Below are 20,515 nucleotides of genomic sequence, written 5' to 3' on the forward strand. Positions count from 1 at the left end.
AAGGATAGCCGCAAATGCCCCCAGGCGGTTAGCCGACCAGCGCTTGCAGGCGCGCGGCGGCGTCCACCGCGCCCATGGTTTGCGCCGCCATCAGCGCCGTGGCGCCACGGGCATCCTGGTGCGCCGGGTCGGCGCCCTGGGCCAGCAGGAAGTCGACAATCTCGCCGCGGTTGAACATCGCCGCCAGCATCAACGCGGTACGCCCGTCCTGCGCGGCGGCATCCACCGGAACGCCGCTGTCCAGCAACAGGCGGATCATCGCAAGGTCCCCTTTGAATGCCGCACCAGCGATTGGCAGCTGGCCATTGTCGTTGGCGATCAGCGGGTCGGCACCGTTGGCCAGCAGCACGCGTACCGCTTCATGCTGGCCGTGGTAGCTGGCCAGCATCAGCAAGGTGTCGCCCTTGTGATTGCGCAGGTTGGCCGGCAGGCCGCTGCCCAGCAGGCGCCCGAGCATCTCGGCGTCGCCCTGGCGGGCACGCTCGAATACCTGCTCGGCAAAGGCAGCGGTCTCATCATCGGTCATGGCGGTTGCGGTGGGTTGAGCGGACATCAGGAACCTCCTGGCATAAATGATTGCCCAAGTCTTTGTCAGGCATGCCAGTTCGGTCAAAGGTTCAGATTCTATAAGGTCGATAGGCAAAGCCTGAGCCGTGCAAAATGCACTGTGCAAAATGCACGACCATGCAGCCTGCACGATGCCCCTTCTGAAAAAGCTTCATAACACCCTGTATTTACTGGGTTTTCTCGCCACCTGCGTTCTGGCACGGTCACTGCAACGATCAACTCAAGTCTGCCCACACAACAGTCAGGAGTTGATATGGACCTCATCCAGGAAAAATTCGTCTCGGTGTTCTCGGCCTACCAGGTTGCCACCCAGCCCCGCCCTGACGGTGGCGTATTGCTGACGCTGCGCGCTGCCGACGGCAAGGTTACCCGCCGCGTGCTGACCTACGGCCAATTGCACAGTGCCGAGCAACTGTCCTGGGCGATCAGTGCAATTCGCCGTGACTTGGCCGAGCAGGCCAGTGAACTGCCGGTGATTTCCATGCTGCAGAGTCAGCAACGGTTTGCGCTGCCGACCTACCGCTGAGGTTTGTCTGTACCGGCCTCTCGCGGATCAGTCCGCCCCTACACAGGTACTGCATTGCCCCTAGGGATGGCGGGGTACCTGACTGTAGGAGCGGATTTATCCGCGATGAGGTCCGGTCAGGCTTTAAAGCTCGTCGATCCCAAGAAACGCCCGAGCGGTCGCATCACCGGTAAACCGCGGCTCCACCCCCTGCTCATTGGCATACAGGCGTAATGCCAGGCAGAACGGATTTTCCCCCAGCTCCACCCAGCGCCGTGTCCCCGCAGGCACCACCAGTTGATCCCCCTTCTCGCACAGCACCGCGTACACGTACTCACCCAGGCGCAGGCCGACTTGCGCGCGGCCGGTTACCACGGCGAACACTTCGTCGCTGTCGTGTACATGTTCATCACGCACATCAATTTGCATCGGGGCGAGGCCATCACGGTTGAGCAGCGTGAACGCCACACTGCCCTGGGCCGTCATCAGCTGGTCGAGGTGCTCACGGCAGGCGTCGAGCACTTCAGCCTGGCTGCCGCCCGGGCGCACCCGCAGCGCCAGCGGGCTGTGGCTGAAGCGCACGCCCTGCTCGGCCAGGGTCGCGGCGATGTCATCGTGGTGGGTCAGCACCTTGTTCGGCAGGTCCGGGCTGGAGGGGTGGAAAACACAGAGGATGCTCATCGGCTGCGGGTCCTGATCGATTTAGAACGAGTGGCAATGATAACGGCTGCGGCCAACGCTGCGGCGCTGGCCATACCAAAGGTGAAGGTCGGCCCCAGCAGTTTCCAGCTGTAGCCCGAATACAAGGCGCCCAGTGCACCACCGGTACCCGACAGAGCCGCATACAGCGCCTGGCCCTGGCCTTGCTGACGTGCGCCGAAGCTGGCCTGGACGAAGGCGATGGAAGCGGCATGGAAGCAGCCGAATGTGGCCGCGTGCAGCAATTGGGCGAAGATCAGCACGGCCGGTTCATCCGCCAGGTTGCCCAACAGCAGCCAGCGCAGCGCCGCCAGCAGGAAGCTGACCAGCAGCACCCGCTGCACGCTCAAGCGCGCAAACAGGCGGCTCATGAGCATGAACATCAGCACTTCGGCGACCACCCCCAGCGCCCACAGCAAGCCGATGGCACCGCGGCTGTAGCCCAGGTGTTCCAGGTGCAGTGTGAGGAAGGTGTAGTACGGGCCGTGGCTGAGTTGCATCAACGCCACACAGAGGTAGAAGGCAATCACCCCCGGCGCAGTGAGCTGGCGCAGGAAGCCGCCTGATTCACGGCGCTCGCCCTGCTCTACCGGCTGGGCGTTGGGCACCCACAGGCTGGCTGCAACGATGCCGGCCATGATGGCCACCAGCGCCACCGGGTAGATGTCCAGGCTCAGCCATTCGAACAGCCGCCCCAGGCCGACCACGGTGAGGATGAAGCCGATCGAGCCCCACAGGCGCACTTGGCTGTAGCGCGACGTCTGCCCATGCAGGTGGGCCAGGGTAATGACTTCGAACTGCGGCAACACCGCGTGCCAGAAGAACGCGTGCAGGGCCATGACCAACGCCAGCCAGGCGTAGCTCTTGCCGAAGAAGATCAGCGAGAAGGTGGCCAGGGTCGACAAGGCGCCAAGGCGCACGATCAGCAGGCGCTGGCCGCTGCGGTCTCCAAGCCAGCCCCACAGGTTCGGGGCGATGCAGCGCATCAGCATGGGGATGGCCACCAGCTCGCCGATGCGTGCCGGGGAGAAACCCAGGTAGTCGAAGTACAAGGCCAGGAACGGGGCAGTGGAGCCCAGCAGGGCGAAGTAGAACAGGTAGAAGCTGGACAGGCGCCAGTAGGGAATCGGGGGCATGGGATGGGCCTTGTGGTATGCCTGTGCCGGCCCTTTCGCGGGTAAACCCGCTCCCGCAGGCCCCGCTGCCCGCAGGCTCAGTGAAGTGCCTGTGGGAGCGGGTTCACCCGCGAAGAGGCCAGGCCTGGCTAAGTCAGAGCTGGCCCAGCACCGGGGTGTTGACCTTCACATCGGCATTCTGCGCCCGGTGGCGCAGCAGGTGGTCCATCAGCACGATGGCCATCATCGCTTCGGCGATCGGCGTGGCACGGATGCCAACGCACGGGTCATGGCGGCCCTTGGTGATGACGTCGACCGGGTTGCCATCGACGTCGATCGAACGGCCCGGCGTGGTGATGCTGGAGGTCGGCTTCAGCGCCAGGTGGGCAACGATCGGCTGGCCCGAGCTGATGCCACCGAGAATGCCGCCGGCATTGTTGCTGAGGAAGCCGTCCGGGGTCAGCTCGTCACGGTGCTCGGTGCCACGCTGGGCAACGCTGGCGAAACCGGCGCCGATTTCCACGCCCTTGACCGCGTTGATGCTCATCAGCGCATGGGCCAGTTCTGCATCGAGGCGGTCGAAAATCGGCTCGCCCAGGCCGGGCATCACGCCTTCGGCGACCACGGTGATCTTGGCGCCGACCGAATCCTGATCACGGCGCAGCTGGTCCATGTAGGCCTCAAGTTCCGGCACCTTGCTCGGGTCTGGGCTGAAGAAGGCGTTCTGCTCTACCGAGTCCCAGCTCTTGAACGGGATTTCGATCGGGCCCAGCTGGCTCATGTAACCACGCACCTGGATACCCTGGGTGGCCAGGTATTTCTTGGCGATGGCACCAGCAGCCACGCGCATGGCAGTTTCGCGGGCCGAACTGCGGCCGCCGCCACGGTAGTCGCGCACGCCATATTTGTGGTGATAGGTGTAGTCGGCGTGGGCCGGGCGGAACAGGTCCTTGATCGCCGAGTAGTCCTTGGACTTCTGGTCGGTGTTGCGGATCAGCAAGCCGATCGAGCAGCCCGTGGTACGGCCTTCGAACACACCAGAAAGGATCTCCACTTCGTCGGCCTCCTGGCGCTGGGTGGTATGCCGGCTGGTGCCAGGCTTGCGCCGGTCGAGGTCGTGCTGCAGGTCGGCGAGGGAGATTTCCAGGCCAGGTGGGCACCCATCGACAATGGCGACCAACGCCGGGCCATGGCTTTCGCCTGCGGTGGTGACAGTGAACAGCTTGCCGTAGGTATTGCCGGACATGGACGCTCCGCGAAATCTGCCTGAGATGAACGAAAGCGGGCAGTATACAGATGCTTTGGTAGCCTGTGCTGGCCTCTTCGCGGGTAAACCCGCTCCCACAGGGGCCGCGCCAAGCCTGCAGGAGCGGGTTCATCGAAGCGTCGAACCGCCCCGAACAGGCCAGACCTGCCGTATCAGCCATCGAACCTTCCCGCAAACATTGGGTCAAACCGTCATCTCTCCATGTAGTACCGCATGATGTCGCGCCTTGTCGCCTTTTTCCTTCTGCTGTGCACGGGCCTGGCCCAGGCCGCTGCACCCACCGTGCTGCAACGCCCCATCGACCTTGACACCGGCCAGGGTGTGCTGCATGGCAGCCTGCTGCTGCCGCAACAGGCCACACCGCCGCCAGTGGTGTTGATCATCGCGGGCTCCGGCCCGACCGATCGCGACGGCAACAACCCGGCCTCAGGGCGCATCGACAACCTCAAGCGCCTGGCGCTGGTACTGGCCAACGAGCACATCGCCAGCGTGCGCTACGACAAACGCGGAGTGGCCGCCAGCCAGCCGGCCACCCCCGATGAGCGCGACCTTAGCGTGCAACGCTACGTCGACGACGTGGTGGCCTGGAGCCGCAAGCTCAAGGCAGACCCACGCTTCGGCCCGCTGATCCTGGTCGGCCACAGCGAAGGTGCGCTGATCGCCAGCCTGGCCGCTGAACGCGCGGGCGCCAGCGCAGTGATCACCCTGGCCGGCATGGGCCGGCCACTGGCGGACGTACTGCGCGAGCAACTGGCCCAGCGCATGCCACCGGCACAGATGGCCCAAGGCAGTGCCTTGCTCGACCGCCTGCAAGCCGGGCAGACCAGCCTGGACGTGCCGGCCCCCTTGCGCCAGGTGTTTCGCCCCAGCGTGCAGCCCTACCTGATCACCCTGCTCCAGCAAGACCCCGCGCAGGCCTTCGCCCGGTTGCCGATGCCGGCGCTGATCGTGCAGGGCCGCAACGACGTTCAGGTCGACGTGGCCGACGCCGAACGCCTCAAGGCGGCCAAGCCGGACGCCCAGCTGGTGCTGATCGACGGCATGAACCACATGCTGCGCATCAGCCCCAAGGACATGCACCTGCAGCGTGACAGCTACCTCAACCCGGAATTGCCATTGGCAAGGGAACTGGGCGAGCGGGTGGTCAGCTTCATTCACCAACTGCCATCGGCCTGACCCTCAAACATCGGCAAAACCTGCCGATAACGCGGTATTGGTGTTGATTGCGGCCGCTTTAAGGCCCATCGTCGGCAAGCGCGGCCCCTACAGGGTGCGCACAGGATCCAGGCCTGTGCTGCCCCTACGGGCGCCGCGCTTGCCGGCGGTGGGCTGCAAAGCAGCCCCGGTCAGTGCAAGCCCGTATCCGAGGAAACACCCTGATGACCGATGCCCCTGCCGCCGTAGAGCCAGCCGAAGAGCCGCACGCCACGGAACCCGCCGCCCTGCCCTGGGCCGACCTTGCTGTCGAACACTTCCAGCTGCTGCGCCTGGCGCCCTTGCCCACCGACCGCAACAGTGGTGCACGGCCATTGCGCTTCGTCGAATTCGCCTATGCCGAGCGCCATGACAAGGCCCACAGCCTGCTGCGCATGGAAATCCGCCTGCCCGGGCAGAAGGTTCGCAAGGAGCAGAACCGGCTGGATGTGCGGGTGGATCACGCGGAACGCCTGGTGACCCTCGGCAGCGACAGCGGCCTGCAACTGGAGCCGCTCAATCGCGGCATCGGCCGCTTCATGCTGGGCCAGGCCGTGCAGTGGCTGCAGCGGCGCTGGTCGAACTACCGGGTCGAAGGCATGGCCCTGCCGAACAAGGATGCGCTCAACGAAGACACCCGCCTGCGCCGCGACCGCTTCATCACCGCCACCGGCCTGGAAGTGGAATACGCCGACCCGCAGCACCTCAAGGGCCGTACGCTCGATACCACGGTAAGCCAACTCAAGGGCGGCTGGAATACCGAAAAGGTGCAGCAGGTGAGCATGCTCGATGCTGCGGGCATGCTGCAGCAGGCCGAGCAGCAGCTGCTGGAAAAAGAGGGCCAGCTGCGCGAGCGCGATGAGCGGGTAGCCAAGTACCGGCGTGAAGACAGCGGCTTGCGCTTTACCATCACCTGCCTGGTGGCGTTTGCCGTTTTCCAGGCAGGGTTGCTGATCTGGATCGCTACCCGGTAAGGAGCGGGGCGCCGGGCCGATCGGAACAGGCTGCAAAGCAGCCCCGGCAGGCCCACGTCAGACGCGAGCCTTGAACAGCTCCTGGTGCTGACGGCACTGCTCGGCGGTGAGCATGAACACGCCATGCCCGCCACGCTCGAACTCCAGCCAAGCGAAGTCCACCTCCGGGTACAGCGCCTCGACGTGCACCTGGCTGTTGCCAACCTCCACGATCAGCAGCCCCTTTTCGGTCAGGTGATCCGCCGCTTCGGCCAGCATCCGCCGCACCAGGTCCAGGCCATCGTTGCCGCAGGCCAGGCCCATTTCTGGCTCGTGGTGATACTCGGCCGGCATGTCACCGAAGTCCTCGGCATCTACGTACGGCGGGTTGGACAGGATCAGGTCGAAACGCTGCCCCGGCAGGCCGGCGAAGCCGTCACCCTGCACGGTGAACACGCGCTCGTCGAGGCCGTGGCGCTCGATATTCTGGTTGGCCACTTCCAGCGCGTCGAACGACAGGTCGGCCAGCACCACTTCGGCTTCGGGGAACACTTCAGCAGCCACGATGCCAATGCAGCCAGAGCCGGTGCACAGGTCGAGGATACGGGCCGGCTCGGCCGCCAGCCACGGCTCGAAACGTTTTTCGATCAGCTCGCCGATCGGTGAACGGGGCACCAGCACGCGCTCGTCGACGATGAACGACATGCCGCAGAACCAGGCCTCACCCAGCAGGTAGGCGGTTGGTACACGGTCTTCGATGCGGCGCTTGAGCAGGTGCTGCAGGCGTACCCGCTCGTCGTCCTCAAGCTGGCAGTCCAGGTAGCTGTCGGCGATTTCCCACGGCAGGTGCACCGCGCCCAGCACCAGCAGGCGGGCTTCATCCCAGGCATTGTCGGCACCGTGGCCGAAGAACAGCTCGTGTTCGTGGAAGCGGCTGACCGCCCAGCGGATATGGTCGCGCAACGAGCGCAGACGAGATGTGATCACGGGGTACTCCTATTCAGACCGTACAAAAGTCTAACAGCCCAACCCGCACAATTGTTCCTCGCGATGCCCCAACGGCAGGCCACAGGCCAGTAACCACGCTGCTTGCGATGTCAACCATTCCCATTGGCGCCAAGGCAAGGGAGAATAGGTATACAAAAGCCCTACCCAAGGAGCCCTTGATGTCCGTTCCAACCACGATGTTCCGCCTCACTGGCCGCGACTATCCGCCGGCCAAGCTGAGCCAAGCCAGCCTGATCATCATCGATGCGCAGAAGGAATACCTGAGCGGTCCTCTGCAACTGTCGGGCATGGACGAGGCCGTGGCCAACATCGCCCGGTTGCTCGACGCCGCCCGCAAGGCCGGCCGTCCGATCATCCACGTTCGCCACCTCGGTACCGTTGGTGGGCGCTTCGACCCGCAGGGCCCGGCCGGCCAGTTCATCCCGGGCCTGGAGCCGCGCGAAGGTGAAATCATCATCGAAAAGCGCATGCCCAACGCCTTCAAGAACACCAAGCTGCACGACACACTGCAGGAGCTGGGGCACCTGGACCTGATCGTGTGCGGTTTCATGAGCCACTCCAGCGTCAGCACCACCGTGCGCCGCGCCAAGGACTATGGTTATCGTTGCACCCTGGTGGAAGACGCCTCGGCAACACGCGACCTGGCGCTCAAGGATCAGGTGATCCCCGCCGCGCAGATCCACGCGTGCGAAATGGCCGTGATGGCCGACAACTTCGCCTGTGTCGCCCCTACCGCCAGCCTGATCTGAGCTGGCGTTACGATGACCGCCCGGCAGCCGGGCGGAACCCGAGGGCCGCGCCCAGGTCGAATTCCGGATGTCCACAGAGGAAACTGGAATGAAGCTCAAAGGCAGTTTCGACGCCAAGCGTCTGCGCCCGCGGGAACCGCGTAACTGGGGCGCGCGCATTGCCGCCGGCCTGTCGGCCCTGATCGCCACCCTCGGCGTGTTGCTGGCCATGGCCGGCATCGCCGGGTTGATCGGCAACTACACCGCCCTGGCCGAACTCAATGCCAACCGCCCGCTGGCCAGCATCCTGGCGGTGGTCGGGCTGTTGCTGTTGTATCTTGGCGTGCGCTTCTGGCGGCGCAGCCGCATTCGCCTGCGCCGCGGGCGCGAACTGAACCTGTCGCCACACCTGATGAAGAAGCACGACTAGTGGTTTGTGCCACTGAGCGCTTCGCGGGTGAACCCGCTCCCACAAGTACAGGGGAGCGGGTTTATCGAGACGTCGGAACGCCGCAAAGAGGCCGGTACTGACGACACAAGGCTGATCGCGTAAACTACGCCGCCCACGTGGAGGCAGCATGCAAGACGACGATTTTTCCCTGTTCAGTGCCGAAGTGCGCGGCGTCAAGCCGATCAAGCACGACCGCGCCGATGTGGGCAAGCCGAAAACTGACCGCAAGCAACTGGCCGGCCTGCGCCAGGCGGCAACCATCCGCAGTGACCAGGCACTGGTCATCGACGGCCTGTCCGACCAGTTCGTGATCGACGTCGGTGCCGAAGACGAACTGATGTGGCGCCGCGATGGTGTGCAGGAAAGCCAGATCCGCAAGCTCAAGCTCGGCCAGATCGCCTTCGAGGGCAGCCTCGACCTGCATGGCATGAGCGTGGAGAAGGCCCGGGAAACCCTGTGGGCCTTCATCGCCGAAGCCACCAAACTCGAAGTACGCTGCGTGCGGGTGACCCACGGCAAGGCCGCACGCCTGGACGGCAAGCGCCCGATGATCAAGAGCCACGTCAACACCTGGCTGCGCCAGCACCCGCAAGTGCTAGGTTTCACCTCGTGCCAGGCCCGCCATGGCGGCACCGGCGCGGTGTATGTAATGCTCAAGCGAACCATGATGGAAGGCCGCGACGAGTAACGCCGTGCTTGCAGCGCCGCCCGCTCCGCCGTACCCTTCATTTTTGCGATTTTTACCCACAGGTAGATACATGTCCCTGGAACAGAACTACACCGAGATCCTCAGCCAACTTGGCGAGGACGTCTCCCGTGAGGGCCTGCTCGACACGCCCAAACGGGCTGCAAAGGCGATGAAGTACCTTTGCCGCGGTTACGAGCAGACGCTGGAAGAAGTCACCAACGGCGCGCTGTTCACCTCCGACAACAGTGAGATGGTGCTGGTCCGGGACATCGAGCTGTACTCGATGTGCGAACACCACATGCTGCCTTTCATCGGCAAGGCCCACGTGGCCTACCTGCCCAAGGGCAAGGTCCTGGGCCTGTCGAAGGTCGCACGCATCGTCGACATGTTCGCCCGCCGCCTGCAGATCCAGGAAAACCTCAGCCGCCAGATCGCCGAGGCCGTGCAGCAAGTGACTGGCGCCGCAGGCGTGGCGGTGGTCATCGAAGCCAAGCACATGTGCATGATGATGCGCGGCGTTGAAAAGCAGAATTCGACCATGCTCACTTCGGTGATGCTGGGTGAGTTCCGTGAAAACGCCTCGACTCGTGGCGAGTTCCTCAGCCTGATCAAGTGATCGGCGCGTGTCCCGAGCCGGCCCCCAGGGGTCGGCTTTTTCATTTCAGGAGTAGCCCATGATCGTCAAAGCCCTGCGGGTCGGCCTCGGCCAGCTCATCGTTTTCGGCGACTGGATCAGCCGCCCGGCCAAGCAGAAGCGTGATGCGGCGGCCCAGGCGCGTGTCGAGCAAGAGGCCAAGGGCCTCGCGCTGTACCAGTTCCATGCCTGCCCGTTCTGCGTGAAGACCCGCCGCACCCTGCACCGCCTGAACGTGCCGGTGGCGTTGCGTGATGCCAAGAATGACGACGCACATCGCCAGGCGTTGCTCGAAGGTGGCGGCCGAGTGAAAGTGCCGTGCCTGCGCATCGAGGAACAAGGCAAGGTGACCTGGATGTATGAATCCAAGGCCATCATTGCCTATCTGGACAAGCGCTTCGCGTAAGCCCTGCGCGGCCCTTGCAGGAGCGGCCTTGCGTCGCGAAAGGGCTGCAAGGCAGCCCCAGCAATAGTGGCACCGTCGCTGAAATTCCGGGGTCGCTCTGCGGCGCTTTCCGACCGGTCCGGCGCCCCGGCAAGGCCGCTCCCACAGAAGGCAGTCCTGCCTTACTCGACCATCGGCACATGCCGAGGATGGCTGGCCACCCGCGCCAGCCACTCGCGCACTGCCGGGTAATCCGTCAGGTCAAAGCCACCCTGATGCGCCACATGGGTGTAGGCATACAACGCCACATCAGCGATCGAGTACTGGTCCCCGACCAGATACGGCGTCATCTGCAACTGCCGCTCCATCACCCTCAACGCCTTGTAGCCGCCCTTGTGCAGCTTGCGGTATTCCTCCACGCGCTCGTCCGGCAGCCCCAGGTAGAACTGGATGAAACGCGCCACGGCAATGTATGGCTCATGGCTGTACTGCTCGAAAAACTGCCACTGCAGCACCTGGGTTCGCAGGCGCGGCTCGCTGGGCAGGAATTCGCTGCCATCGGCCAGGTAGTTGAGGATGGCGTTCGATTCCCACAGGCAGGTTCCGTCCTCAAGCTTGAGCACAGGCACCTTGCCGTTGGGGTTCATGGCCAGAAACTCAGGCGTCTCGGTCTCGCCCTTGAGGATATCCACCGCCTGCCATTCATACGGGCGGTCGAGCAGGCTGAGCATCAGCTTGACCTTGTAGCAATTGCCCGACTGGTAGTCACCATACACCTTGAACATCGACCCTCCCCTCCCATGCAGTTACGCGAACTTGCCCAATAGTTGGCGACTGTACGGCTAAAAGCAATGCCTGCTGTATGGCAAAGATCAATCCGGCCCGCGTTAGTCTGAAAAAACTGCTTACACATGGACAAGGACCCAACCCAATGACCGATGCCACCTCCGCACGCCTGCGGCCCCTGGCAGACAGCTCACCGTCCGCGGTGGTCGCCGGCTTCATCGCCATGCTCACCGGCTACACCAGCTCGCTGGTACTGATGTTCCAGGCCGGCCAGGCAGCCGGCCTGACCAGCGCGCAAATTTCTTCGTGGATCTGGGCGCTGTCGATCGGCATGGCGGTGTGCAGCATCGGCCTGTCGCTGCGCTACCGCACACCGATCACCGTGGCCTGGTCGACCCCGGGTGCCGCACTGCTGATTACCAGCCTTGGCGGAGTCAGCTACGGCGAAGCCATCGGTGCCTACATTACCTGTGCGCTGCTGGTGGTGATCTGTGGCCTGACCGGTAGCTTCGAGCGGCTGGTCAAGCGCATTCCGGCGTCCCTGGCATCGGCCTTGCTGGCCGGCATTCTGTTCAAGATCGGCAGCGAAATCTTCGTTGCTGCTCAGCACCGTACCCTGCTGGTACTGGGCATGTTCTTCAGCTACCTGCTGGTCAAGCGCCTGTCGCCGCGCTACTGCGTACTGGCCGCATTGCTGGTGGGCACGGCACTGTCCGGCGCCCTCGGCCTGCTGGACTTCAGCGGCTTCAAGCTGGAGGTGGCTACTCCAGTGTGGACTACGCCAAGCTTTTCGCTGGCCGCGACCATCAGCATCGGCATTCCGCTGTTCGTGGTGGCGATGACTTCGCAGAACATGCCTGGCGTGGCCGTGCTACGTGCAGACGGTTACCAGGTGCCCGCCTCGCCGCTGATTACAGCGACCGGATTCGCCTCGCTGCTGCTGGCACCGTTCGGCTCGCACGGGGTCAACCTGGCGGCCATCAGTGCGGCGATCTGCACCGGGCCGCATGCCCATGAAGACCCGAACAAGCGCTATACCGCGGCGGTGTGGTGCGGGATTTTCTATGGTATTGCCGGCACCTTCGGTGCCACCCTGGCGGCATTGTTCGCGGCGTTGCCGAAGGAGCTGGTGCTGTCGATTGCGGCGCTGGCGTTGTTCGGTTCGATCATGAACGGGTTGACCGTTGCCATGAGTGAGGCACGGGAGCGGGAAGCGGCGCTGATCACCTTCATGGTGACGGCTTCGGGGTTGACCCTGTTCTCGATCGGCTCGGCGTTCTGGGGGATCGTGGCGGGGGTGCTGACCTTGCTGATCCTCAATCCGCGAGGTGTTCGGCAGTAGATCGGTGTCGCGATTGAGACCGAGCGCCGCCCGCGCGGCGCATCGCGGATGAATCCGCTCCTGCATCTGTTTCGTGCCAGTGTGTCCTGTGCCAGAGGGGCTGCCACCTCGATATTGAAAGGCACGAACACGCGGACAGCGGTGACCTCACAGGCGCGATGGGCCCGAAAAAGATGTAGGAGCGGATTCATCCGCGATGCGCCGTGCGGGCGGCGCTCGATCCCCCCCCCGCAAATTCTTGCGCCAGCCCCTCACAATCTGAAGTGGCCGACCATGCCTTTGAGGTCACTGCCCAGCTGAGCCAGCTCAATACTGGACCGGGCATTATCCTGCATGGCCAACGCCGCCTGGTCGGCACTGCCACGGATCTGCGTCACGCTGCGGCTGATTTCCTCGGCCACCGAACTCTGCTGCTCGGCCGCTGCAGCAATCTGCTGGTTCATCTGCTGGATCAACGACACCGCCACCGCGATGCTGTCCAGCGCGCTTTCGGTCTGTAGCGCATCGGCCACGGCCAGGCGCACCAGCTCGGTACTGCCACGGATCTGCGCCACCGACTGCTGGGCATTGCCACGCAAGCTGGCCACCAGTTGCTCGATTTCCTCGGTCGACTGCCGGGTACGCCGGGCCAGCGCCCGTACTTCGTCGGCCACCACCGCAAAACCACGCCCCTGCTCACCCGCCCGGGCCGCTTCAATGGCCGCGTTGAGCGCCAGCAGGTTGGTCTGTTCGGCAACACTCTTGATCACCTCCAGCACATCACCAATGGTGTGGATCTCGGCACTCAAGCTGTCGATGCCGGCGCTGGCTGTGTCCGCAGCCGTTGCCAGTTGCTCGATGCGCTGCATGCTTTCGCGCACCACGCGCTGGCCGGCGTCGACCTTGTCATCGGCCGCCTGTGCCGCCTGCGCCGCTTCTTCGGCATTGCGCGCCACGTCGTGCACGGTGGCAGTCATCTGCTGCATGGCAGTTGCCACCTGCTCTGTCTCTTCCTTCTGGCTGCCGACTTCACGGTTGGTCTGCTCGGTCACTGCCGACAACGCCTGGGCGCTGCCCTCCAGCTGCTCGATACCTTGCTGCAGGCCGCTGACCACGCCAGACAACCCGGCAGCCATCTGCTGCATGGCCTGCATCAGCTGGCCGACTTCGTCCGTGCGCGGCGCTTCGTGCTCCAGGCCCAACTCGCCAGCGGCGATGCGCTGGGCACGGCCTATCACGCGCTTGAGCGGGCCAACTACAGCTCGGGTAATCAGCCAGGCAGCGAGGATGCCCACCAGCAACGCCAGCCCGGTTGCCAGCGCAATGGCCACGCGGTTGCGCGACAGTTCAGCCTGCATGGCTTGCTGATCGACGGCATAGGCCTGGTCGACCCGGCCAGTGACCTGCTCGGCACGCGCCTGCAACTGAGCCTTGATGCCTTGCTCCTTGCCCAGGAGGTCGGTGTATTCGTCGAGCTTGTCGGAGAAGCTTGCAATGTGCCCGGCCACCTCGCCGAGCACACTCTGGTAACCCGCGTCACTGACACCGGCCTTGAGCTGCTCGACCAACTGCGCCGCCTCGACCGTCTGGGCGATACGGCCTTGTTCCCCCTCCTCGCCCTTGCGGTTCTTGTCCAGGCGCACCCGTGCCTCGTCCATGGCCCGCAGCATCAGCCGCGACACCTGCGCCACCTGCCCGGCCTGCTCAAGGAACTCGCTCCCTTGCTGGCCCTGGGACTGTTTGAGCGTGTAGGCGGCATCGTCGGCCAGACCGGCCTGCAGCACATCGAGGTTGTTAGCGACGCTGGACACCGACCAGCTGGCCATGTCCAGCGCCAGCTCCTTGGCCTGCACCGCCTCGACGAAAGCCTCGAAGGCCTGGCCATAAGCCAACAGGTCAGCCTCGGCCGCAACCAGCGCCGGCAGATTGCGGGCGCGCTCGGCAAGGTTCTGCAAGCCGCTGCGCAAAGCCTCGGCCTCCTTGATGTCGGAGCGCAAGGCAAACGCCTGCTCGTGCTGGCGCAACCGCAGCAGGTCGGTATTGAATTGGCCCAGTTGGCGCAGGCCGTCGAAACGCTGGCCAACGCCATGCAGCGCCGCAATGCCGATGGCTGCCACCGCTACGGTCAGCAGCAACACCAGGGCAAACCCCAGGCCCAGTTTGCGGGCCATGCCCAGGTTGGCCAAAACACCGTGCCTGCTCGCCGCCATCGCCGATCCCCTTCACCGTGCAAGGTTTAGCCAAGGGCCAAGCGTGGCAACGTTACCGGCCTGCTAACAAGGGGCTGGCGCCAAAATGGTGTCAAATAGCTATGAGCTTGTCGCTTTCAGCTAGCTGAAGGTCGCCCTGCGTGCTGAAGGCAGAAAACCGTTACGCAGGGTGGCTGCACATGAAGGCCTGAGGCGCGTTACCCAGGATCATCGCCCGGGCCTGGTCGAGGGTGACCTTGGGGATGACAGTGTGCGGGATCTTCGAGGTGGCAGATAGGTTGTAGACGGCGAAATGCTCATCGACAACCCGGTCCGCCATCAGCTTGAGCGAGGGCAGGATGCGTCGCTCAAAGGCTTCATCCAGATGGCAGCGCGACACCGTTTGGCCGGGGGCCTCGTAGAACCGCCCCACCGACTGGTCGAGGTCCACACCCACCAAAAAAACCTGATTGAAACCCAAGTGACAGGCAAGTTGAATAGCCGCATAGGCCACCGTGCGCGCATCGAAAAACCCTTGAGACAGGTCTTTGCTGAAGCCCACCGAACGCGAGCGGCTACCCCAGATTGCCCGGCTGCGCACGAGTTGAGGATCGGGGTTGAACAGCGCGTCGTACAGGCCCGAGCGAGCCGCCTTGGCCAGCGGGAAGATCTGCGCCTTGCAGGTGACCGGCAACCCCTCGACCTCACTAGGCCAGATCGCCAGGCGCTGGCTGAGCCGTACCGCCTTGGCGTAGAGCTCAGGCTGCTGGTGCGCAAACCCGGTGTCGGTGCACACATAAAAATACGGGCGCACACCCTGTTCCGCGAACATCGAGATCGCGCCGTTGACGGTGATCATCGGCACGCCCGCGAAACGCTGCAGTGGAAAATCCTTGGCAGAGGCTCCCGAGGCAACGATGAACACCGGCCCTTCGGCGATACCCCGGCACGCCCCGAAATCCGATATCGAGGCTTGGCAGCCGGGCTTTTGGGCGCTGACTGTCTCCATGTCGCTTTCCAAAATTTGAAGAGCGTGATTATACACAGCTAATCAGCTAACCAACTATGCTCGGGCGTGTAACCTGCGGCTCAGATCGCAGTCGCCCCTCCATCCACAGTCAGACTATGACCGGTCGTGAACGCCGCCCCGTCACTGCACAGATACAATACCGCGCTGGCCACTTCCTCGACCTTGCCGATACGCCCCACCGGGTGCATCGCAGCGGCAAATTCGGCCTTGCGAGCGTCTGCCTCATAGGCGCGGCGGAACATGTCAGTGTCGATCACCGCCGGGCACACGGCATTCACGCGGATACCTTTCTTGGCATATTCGATGGCCGCCGATTTGGTCAGGCCGATCACCGCATGCTTGGAGGCGGCGTAGATGCTCATCTTCGGCGCCGCGCCCAGACCCGCCACAGAGGCGGTGTTGACGATCGCCCCACCACCTTGGGCCAGCAGCAGCGGCAATTGGTACTTCATGCACAGCCACACACCTTTGACATTGACGCCCATGATGGCGTCGAACTCCGCCTCGCTGCCCTCGGCCAGGCGGCCTTTTTCAATTTCAATGCCGGCATTGTTATAGGCGTAGTCCAGGCGGCCATAGGCCTCGATGGCGCGCTCATGCAGCTGCCGCACCTGGGCCTCCTGGGTCACATCACAGGCCACGAACAGCGCTTCGCCACCCGCTTCACGAACCAAGGCCACCGTGGCCTCGCCACCGACCGCGTCGAGATCGGCCACTACTACGTTCAGGCCTTCGCGGGCAAAGGCCAGGGCCGTCGCCCGGCCGATACCTGCCGCACCGCCGGTGACCAGGGCTACCTGGCCGGAAAAGGTCATGCTCATCGTCTGCTCCAATCATCAGTTCAGGAGCGCGCGGCTCCCACAGGTAGGGTGCGGCGGCTTTCAAATCCGTGGGCAGAGTCTAGTCAGCCCGCCGCCCGGCTGGGCAGCATCATCAGGGCAACGGTTGGGCTATCATGCTTGCCAGTGATTTTGCCGATCAACCTGCATCAGCAGGTTAAATTGACCGCTGTGCCTCATCGCCCACAAGGACCTGCCATGACCCAGACCAACCGCCGTTTCCTGCTTGCCAAACGCCCGGTCGGCGCCGTGCGCCGTGACGACTTCACCTTCGAGACGGTACCTGCCGAGGCCCCCGCCGCCGGCCAGATCCAGGTACGCAACCTTTACCTGTCGCTTGACCCGGCCATGCGGGGTTGGATGAACGAAGGCAAGTCGTACATCCCGCCCGTCGCTCTCGGCCAGGTGATGCGCGCACTGGGCGTCGGCGAAGTGGTCGCTTCCAACCACCCGGACTACAAGCCCGGCGACCATGTCAGCGGCGCCCTCGGCGTGCAGGATTACTTCACCGGCGAACCCCAGGGCCTGCACAAGATCGACCCCAACCTCGCCCCACTGCCCCGTTACCTCTCGGCCCTGGGCATGACCGGCATGACCGCCTACTTTGCCCTGCTCGAGGTTGGCCAGCCCAAGGCCGGCGACACCGTGGTCATCTCCGGCGCGGCCGGCGCGGTGGGCAGCATCGTCGGCCAGATCGCCAAGCTCAAGGGCTGCCATGTGGTCGGCATCGCTGGTGGCGCGCAAAAATGCCAGTACCTCAAGGACGAACTGGGCTTCGACGGCGTCATCGACTACAAGGCCGAAGACGTGCTGACCGGCCTGAAGCGCGAATGCCCCAAAGGCGTCGACGTGTACTTCGACAACGTCGGTGGCGAAATCCTGGACGCCGTGCTCACCCGCATCAACTTCAAGGCGCGTATCGTCATCTGCGGCGCCATCAGCCAGTACAACAACAAGGAAGCCGTAAAAGGCCCGGCCAACTACCTGGCGCTGCTGGTGAACCGCGCACGCATGGAAGGCTTCGTGGTGATGGACCACGCCAAGGACTATGGCAAGGCTGCGCAAGAGATGGCCGGCTGGCTGGCCACGGGCAAGGTCAAGAGCAAGGAGGATGTGGTCGAGGGGTTGGAGACGTTCCCTGAGACGCTGCTCAAGCTGTTCAGCGGCGAGAACTTCGGCAAGTTGGTGTTGAAAGTCTGAAATTGGATCAAGCCTGTGCCAGCCCTTTCGCGGGCAAGCCCGCTTCCACCAGGACGGTGAAAAGTTCACTGTTGTGGGGATCATGTGGGAGCGGGCTGCCCCGCGAAAGGGCCGGCACAGGCAACGCAGATCTTGTAAGATTCCCCTTCGCCACTGAAACCAGTGACAGGGATTTGCAGAGATGACCATGATCAAGATCACCCCCACCATCGAGTGCTCCAACACCGCCCCGTTCGTCCTTTTCGGCGGCATCAACGTGCTCGAGTCCGAGGACCTGGCCCTGACCGCCTGCGCCGAGTACGTTCGGGTTACCGAAAAGCTGGGCATCCCTTACGTATTCAAGGCCAGCTTCGACAAGGCCAACCGCTCCTCGATCCACTCCTACCGCGGCCCGGGCATGGAAGAAGGCCTGCGCATCTTTGAGAAGGTGAAGGCCGAGTTCGGCGTACCGATCATCACTGACGTGCATGAAATCTACCAGTGCGCGCCAGTAGCCGAAGTGGTTGACGTGCTGCAACTGCCAGCCTTCCTCGCCCGCCAGACCGACCTGGTTGTGGCCCTGGCCAAGACCGGCAAACCGGTAAACATCAAGAAGCCGCAGTTCCTCAGCCCCTCGCAGATGCAGAACATCGTGCACAAGTTCAAGGAAGCCGGTAACGATCAGCTGATCCTCTGCGACCGCGGCACCTGCATGGGCTACGACAACCTGGTGGTCGACATGCTCGGCTTCGGCGTGATGAAGCGCACCTGCGACGACCTGCCGATCATCTTCGACGTCACCCACGCCCTGCAAAACCGCGACCCGTCCGGTGCAGCCTCCGGTGGCCGTCGCGAACAGGTGGTCGACCTGGCCCGTGCCGGCATGGCAGTTGGCCTGGCCGGGTTGTTCCTGGAGGCCCACCCAAATCCGGACCAGGCCAAGTGCGATGGCCCAAGCGCCCTGCCGCTGGACAAGCTGGAGCCGTTTTTGGCGCAGATCAAGGCGCTGGATGACCTGATCAAGGGCTTCGCCCCGCTGGTTATCGCTTAAGTCAGCGTACCGCAAGACAAGAGGGCCGATATGCAACTGCATATCGGCCCTTTTTCTTATCTCCGTTACAACCCCACACAACATTGTGTAATTGCTCTGTTAGCATGCCGCTCTCGCAAAAACTGCGCTGCCCGAGCCGGCAATCTTAAGCAAATCAAGAATATGAGCCTCGCAATCAGCCAGGCTCCAACGGGGGAAGAAATGGATTTATGGGCGGCCTTCCAGGCTATCATCCTGGGCGTGGTTGAAGGGCTTACGGAGTTTCTGCCGATTTCCAGTACCGGGCACCAGATCATCGTGGCCGACTTGATCGATTTCGGTGGTGAGCGCGCGATGGCGTTCAACATCATCATTCAGTTGGCGGCAATCCTGGCGGTCGTGTGGGAATTTCGCGGCAAGATCCTCGAAGTGGTGTTCGGCCTGGCCAGCCAGCCAAAGGCACGGCGTTTCACCGGTAACCTGCTACTGGCATTCATGCCGGCCGTGGTGCTGGGCGTGCTGTTCGCCGACCTGATTCACGAATACCTGTTCAACCCGATCACCGTGGCCACGGCGCTGGTGATCGGTGGCGTGATCATGCTCTGGGCCGAGCGTCGCCAGCACACCGTGGCGGTCGACCATGTCGACGACATGCGCTGGACCCATGCCCTGAAGATCGGTTTCGTACAGTGCCTGGCGATGATCCCGGGTACCTCGCGCTCTGGCTCCACCATCATCGGCGGCCTGCTGTTCGGCCTGTCGCGCAAGGCAGCCACCGAGTTCTCGTTCTTCCTGGCGATGCCGACCATGGTCGGTGCGGCGGTGTATTCGGGCTACAAGTACCGCCACCTGTTCGAGCCAAGCGACCTGCCGGTGTTTGCCATCGGTTTCGTGACTTCGTTCATCTTCGCCATGATCGCCGTGCGCGCGCTGCTGAAGTTTATTGCCAACCACAGCTACGCGGCTTTTGCCTGGTACCGCATCGTCTTTGGTCTGCTGATTCTGGCGACCTGGCAGTCTGGCTGGATCGACTGGTCGACGGCCCACAGCTGATATCAAGATATGAAAACGAAAAAGGGCTGCATAGCAGCCCTTTTTCGTTGATGCGGTTTAGCCGCGTATTTCAGCGACCACCGCGGCCAGTGCCTGAGCCGGGTCCGCCGCCTTGCTGATCGGGCGGCCGATCACCAGGTAATCCGAACCGGCGTCCAGCGCCTGGCGAGGCGTCAGGATCCGGCGCTGGTCATCCAAGGCACTACCGGCCGGGCGAATGCCTGGCGTCACCAGTTGCAGGCCTGGGTGCGCAGCTTTCAGGGCTGGCGCTTCCAGTGCCGAGCATACCAGCCCGTCCATGCCAGCCTTTTCGGCCAGAGCCGCCAGGCGCAACACCTGCTCCTGCGGGTCGATATCCAGGCCAATACCCGCCAAGTCTTCACGCTCCATGCTGGTCAGCACGGTGACCCCGATCAGCAACGGCTGCGGGCCGCTGCGTTTGGCCAGCTCTTCACGGCAGGCCGCCATCATGCGCAGGCCGCCGGAGCAGTGGACGTTGACCATCCAGACACCCATCTCCGCGGCAGCCTTCACGGCCATGGCGGTGGTGTTCGGAATATCGTGGAACTTGAGATCGAGGAACACCTCGAAACCCTTCTCGCACAAGGTCTCGACAATGCCGGCAGCACTGCTGGTGAACAGCTCCTTGCCCACCTTCACCCGGCACAGGGCAGGATCGAGCTGGTCGGCCAGCTTGAGGGCGGCGTCACGGGTGGGGAAATCCAGGGCGACGATCAGGGGCGTCTGGCAGGCGGACATGGTCAAGGTCTCTTTGGTAATTCGTAAACGGCGCGCATTGTAAACGAAGTGGCACGGGGTTTGGGGCCCGCGGGTCACGAGAATTGGCTCGGCCGGGGCTGTACTCCTATAATTGAACCAACGCCACGGGCCATT

The 20,515-nt window shown here is 63.5% G+C and carries 22 protein-coding genes and 1 pseudogene; 12 read left to right on the forward strand and 11 right to left on the reverse strand.

Features of this window, described 5'->3' with window-relative positions; translation table 11 throughout:
• Positions 1 to 28 precede the first annotated feature (28 nt).
• The gene (locus H040_RS13730) at positions 29 to 553 is read right to left on the reverse strand and encodes an ankyrin repeat domain-containing protein (RefSeq protein ID WP_027919515.1); all 525 of its coding nucleotides are present in this window, start codon (positions 551 to 553) and stop codon (positions 29 to 31) included.
• A gap of 267 nt (positions 554 to 820) precedes the next feature.
• Here H040_RS13730 and H040_RS13740 point away from each other — a divergent pair, with 267 nt between their 5' ends.
• A complete protein-coding gene (locus tag H040_RS13740) occupies positions 821 to 1,093 on the forward strand; it encodes a DUF3509 domain-containing protein (protein ID WP_027596016.1) in 273 nt (90 codons plus the stop codon).
• Between the two features lie 123 nt (positions 1,094 to 1,216).
• Here H040_RS13740 and H040_RS13745 read toward each other — a convergent pair whose 3' ends face one another.
• From H040_RS13745 to aroC, 3 genes are all read right to left on the reverse strand, one after another.
• A complete protein-coding gene (locus H040_RS13745; protein WP_027919516.1) occupies positions 1,217 to 1,753 on the reverse strand; it encodes an oxidase in 537 nt (178 codons plus the stop codon).
• A complete protein-coding gene (locus tag H040_RS13750) occupies positions 1,750 to 2,907 on the reverse strand; it encodes an MFS transporter (protein ID WP_027919517.1) in 1,158 nt (385 codons plus the stop codon). Before H040_RS13750 ends, H040_RS13745 begins: the two co-directional genes overlap by 4 nt.
• Positions 2,908 to 3,040: 133 nt before the next feature.
• Positions 3,041 to 4,132, reverse strand: a complete 1,092-nt coding sequence (gene aroC, locus H040_RS13755; RefSeq protein ID WP_027919518.1) for a chorismate synthase — start codon at positions 4,130 to 4,132, stop codon at positions 3,041 to 3,043.
• A gap of 234 nt (positions 4,133 to 4,366) precedes the next feature.
• Here aroC and H040_RS13760 point away from each other — a divergent pair, with 234 nt between their 5' ends.
• Positions 4,367 to 5,329 (forward strand): alpha/beta hydrolase, encoded by a 963-nt coding sequence (locus H040_RS13760; protein ID WP_027919519.1) that lies wholly within the window; start codon positions 4,367 to 4,369, stop codon positions 5,327 to 5,329.
• Positions 5,330 to 5,532: 203 nt separating this feature from the next.
• On the forward strand, positions 5,533 to 6,321 hold the full coding sequence (locus H040_RS13765) for a hypothetical protein (RefSeq protein WP_027919520.1): 789 nt from the start codon (positions 5,533 to 5,535) through the stop codon (positions 6,319 to 6,321).
• Between the two features lie 57 nt (positions 6,322 to 6,378).
• On the opposite strand, the gene prmB is transcribed toward H040_RS13765, so the two are convergent.
• A complete protein-coding gene (gene prmB, locus H040_RS13770; RefSeq protein WP_027919521.1) occupies positions 6,379 to 7,287 on the reverse strand; it encodes a 50S ribosomal protein L3 N(5)-glutamine methyltransferase in 909 nt (302 codons plus the stop codon).
• 179 nt (positions 7,288 to 7,466) lie between these two features.
• Here prmB and H040_RS13775 point away from each other — a divergent pair, with 179 nt between their 5' ends.
• The 5 genes from H040_RS13775 (at position 7,467) to H040_RS13795 (ending at position 10,215) form a co-directional block, all read left to right on the forward strand.
• Complete coding sequence (locus tag H040_RS13775; protein ID WP_027919522.1) at positions 7,467 to 8,057, forward strand: cysteine hydrolase family protein; 591 nt, start codon at positions 7,467 to 7,469, stop codon at positions 8,055 to 8,057.
• Positions 8,058 to 8,145: 88 nt separating this feature from the next.
• Entirely contained in the window at positions 8,146 to 8,466 is a 321-nt protein-coding gene (locus tag H040_RS13780; protein WP_027919523.1) for a hypothetical protein, read from the forward strand.
• Positions 8,467 to 8,614: 148 nt separating this feature from the next.
• Positions 8,615 to 9,175: a Smr/MutS family protein gene (locus tag H040_RS13785; protein WP_027919524.1), complete on the forward strand. Its 561-nt coding sequence runs from the start codon at positions 8,615 to 8,617 to the stop codon at positions 9,173 to 9,175.
• Between the two features lie 70 nt (positions 9,176 to 9,245).
• Positions 9,246 to 9,791 carry a GTP cyclohydrolase I FolE gene (folE, locus tag H040_RS13790; RefSeq protein ID WP_027919525.1) on the forward strand — a complete coding sequence of 182 codons (546 nt, stop codon included), beginning with the start codon at positions 9,246 to 9,248 and terminating at the stop codon, positions 9,789 to 9,791.
• Between the two features lie 58 nt (positions 9,792 to 9,849).
• Complete coding sequence (locus tag H040_RS13795; RefSeq protein WP_027919526.1) at positions 9,850 to 10,215, forward strand: glutaredoxin family protein; 366 nt, start codon at positions 9,850 to 9,852, stop codon at positions 10,213 to 10,215.
• A 161-nt stretch (positions 10,216 to 10,376) separates the two neighbouring features.
• On the opposite strand, the gene H040_RS13800 is transcribed toward H040_RS13795, so the two are convergent.
• Positions 10,377 to 10,979 (reverse strand): glutathione S-transferase family protein, encoded by a 603-nt coding sequence (locus tag H040_RS13800; protein WP_027919527.1) that lies wholly within the window; start codon positions 10,977 to 10,979, stop codon positions 10,377 to 10,379.
• Positions 10,980 to 11,125: 146 nt separating this feature from the next.
• On the opposite strand from H040_RS13800, the gene H040_RS13805 reads away from it, so the two are divergent.
• Complete coding sequence (locus H040_RS13805; RefSeq protein WP_027919528.1) at positions 11,126 to 12,322, forward strand: benzoate/H(+) symporter BenE family transporter; 1,197 nt, start codon at positions 11,126 to 11,128, stop codon at positions 12,320 to 12,322.
• 251 nt (positions 12,323 to 12,573) lie between these two features.
• On the opposite strand, the gene H040_RS28130 is transcribed toward H040_RS13805, so the two are convergent.
• The 4 genes and pseudogenes from H040_RS28130 to H040_RS13820 form a co-directional block, all read right to left on the reverse strand.
• Positions 12,574 to 13,455 (reverse strand): methyl-accepting chemotaxis protein, encoded by an 882-nt coding sequence (locus H040_RS28130; protein ID WP_371260258.1) that lies wholly within the window; start codon positions 13,453 to 13,455, stop codon positions 12,574 to 12,576.
• Positions 13,435 to 14,511: pseudogene (locus H040_RS28135) on the reverse strand (HAMP domain-containing protein); the annotation flags it as partial. The pseudogene H040_RS28135 and the gene H040_RS28130, both read right to left, overlap by 21 nt.
• Positions 14,512 to 14,671: 160 nt before the next feature.
• Positions 14,672 to 15,499: an LPS biosynthesis protein gene (locus H040_RS13815; protein ID WP_027919530.1), complete on the reverse strand. Its 828-nt coding sequence runs from the start codon at positions 15,497 to 15,499 to the stop codon at positions 14,672 to 14,674.
• Between the two features lie 80 nt (positions 15,500 to 15,579).
• The gene (locus H040_RS13820) at positions 15,580 to 16,341 is read right to left on the reverse strand and encodes an SDR family oxidoreductase (protein ID WP_027919531.1); all 762 of its coding nucleotides are present in this window, start codon (positions 16,339 to 16,341) and stop codon (positions 15,580 to 15,582) included.
• A gap of 216 nt (positions 16,342 to 16,557) precedes the next feature.
• On the opposite strand from H040_RS13820, the gene H040_RS13825 reads away from it, so the two are divergent.
• The 3 genes from H040_RS13825 (at position 16,558) to H040_RS13835 (ending at position 19,621) form a co-directional block, all read left to right on the forward strand.
• Entirely contained in the window at positions 16,558 to 17,559 is a 1,002-nt protein-coding gene (locus tag H040_RS13825; protein ID WP_027919532.1) for an NADP-dependent oxidoreductase, read from the forward strand.
• A gap of 187 nt (positions 17,560 to 17,746) precedes the next feature.
• Positions 17,747 to 18,589: a 3-deoxy-8-phosphooctulonate synthase gene (gene kdsA / locus H040_RS13830; protein WP_027919533.1), complete on the forward strand. Its 843-nt coding sequence runs from the start codon at positions 17,747 to 17,749 to the stop codon at positions 18,587 to 18,589.
• Between the two features lie 201 nt (positions 18,590 to 18,790).
• Positions 18,791 to 19,621, forward strand: coding sequence for an undecaprenyl-diphosphate phosphatase (locus H040_RS13835; protein WP_112312843.1), 831 nt, complete (start codon positions 18,791 to 18,793; stop codon positions 19,619 to 19,621).
• Between the two features lie 57 nt (positions 19,622 to 19,678).
• Here the strand turns inward: H040_RS13835 and pyrF are convergent, their stop codons facing one another.
• Positions 19,679 to 20,380, reverse strand: coding sequence for an orotidine-5'-phosphate decarboxylase (gene pyrF / locus H040_RS13840; RefSeq protein ID WP_027918209.1), 702 nt, complete (start codon positions 20,378 to 20,380; stop codon positions 19,679 to 19,681).
• Between the last annotated feature and the right edge of the window lie 135 nt (positions 20,381 to 20,515).

Origin of the sequence: Pseudomonas sp. URMO17WK12:I7 (assembly GCF_003269045.1) — a bacterium.
Classification (GTDB): domain Bacteria; phylum Pseudomonadota; class Gammaproteobacteria; order Pseudomonadales; family Pseudomonadaceae; genus Aquipseudomonas; species Aquipseudomonas putida_J.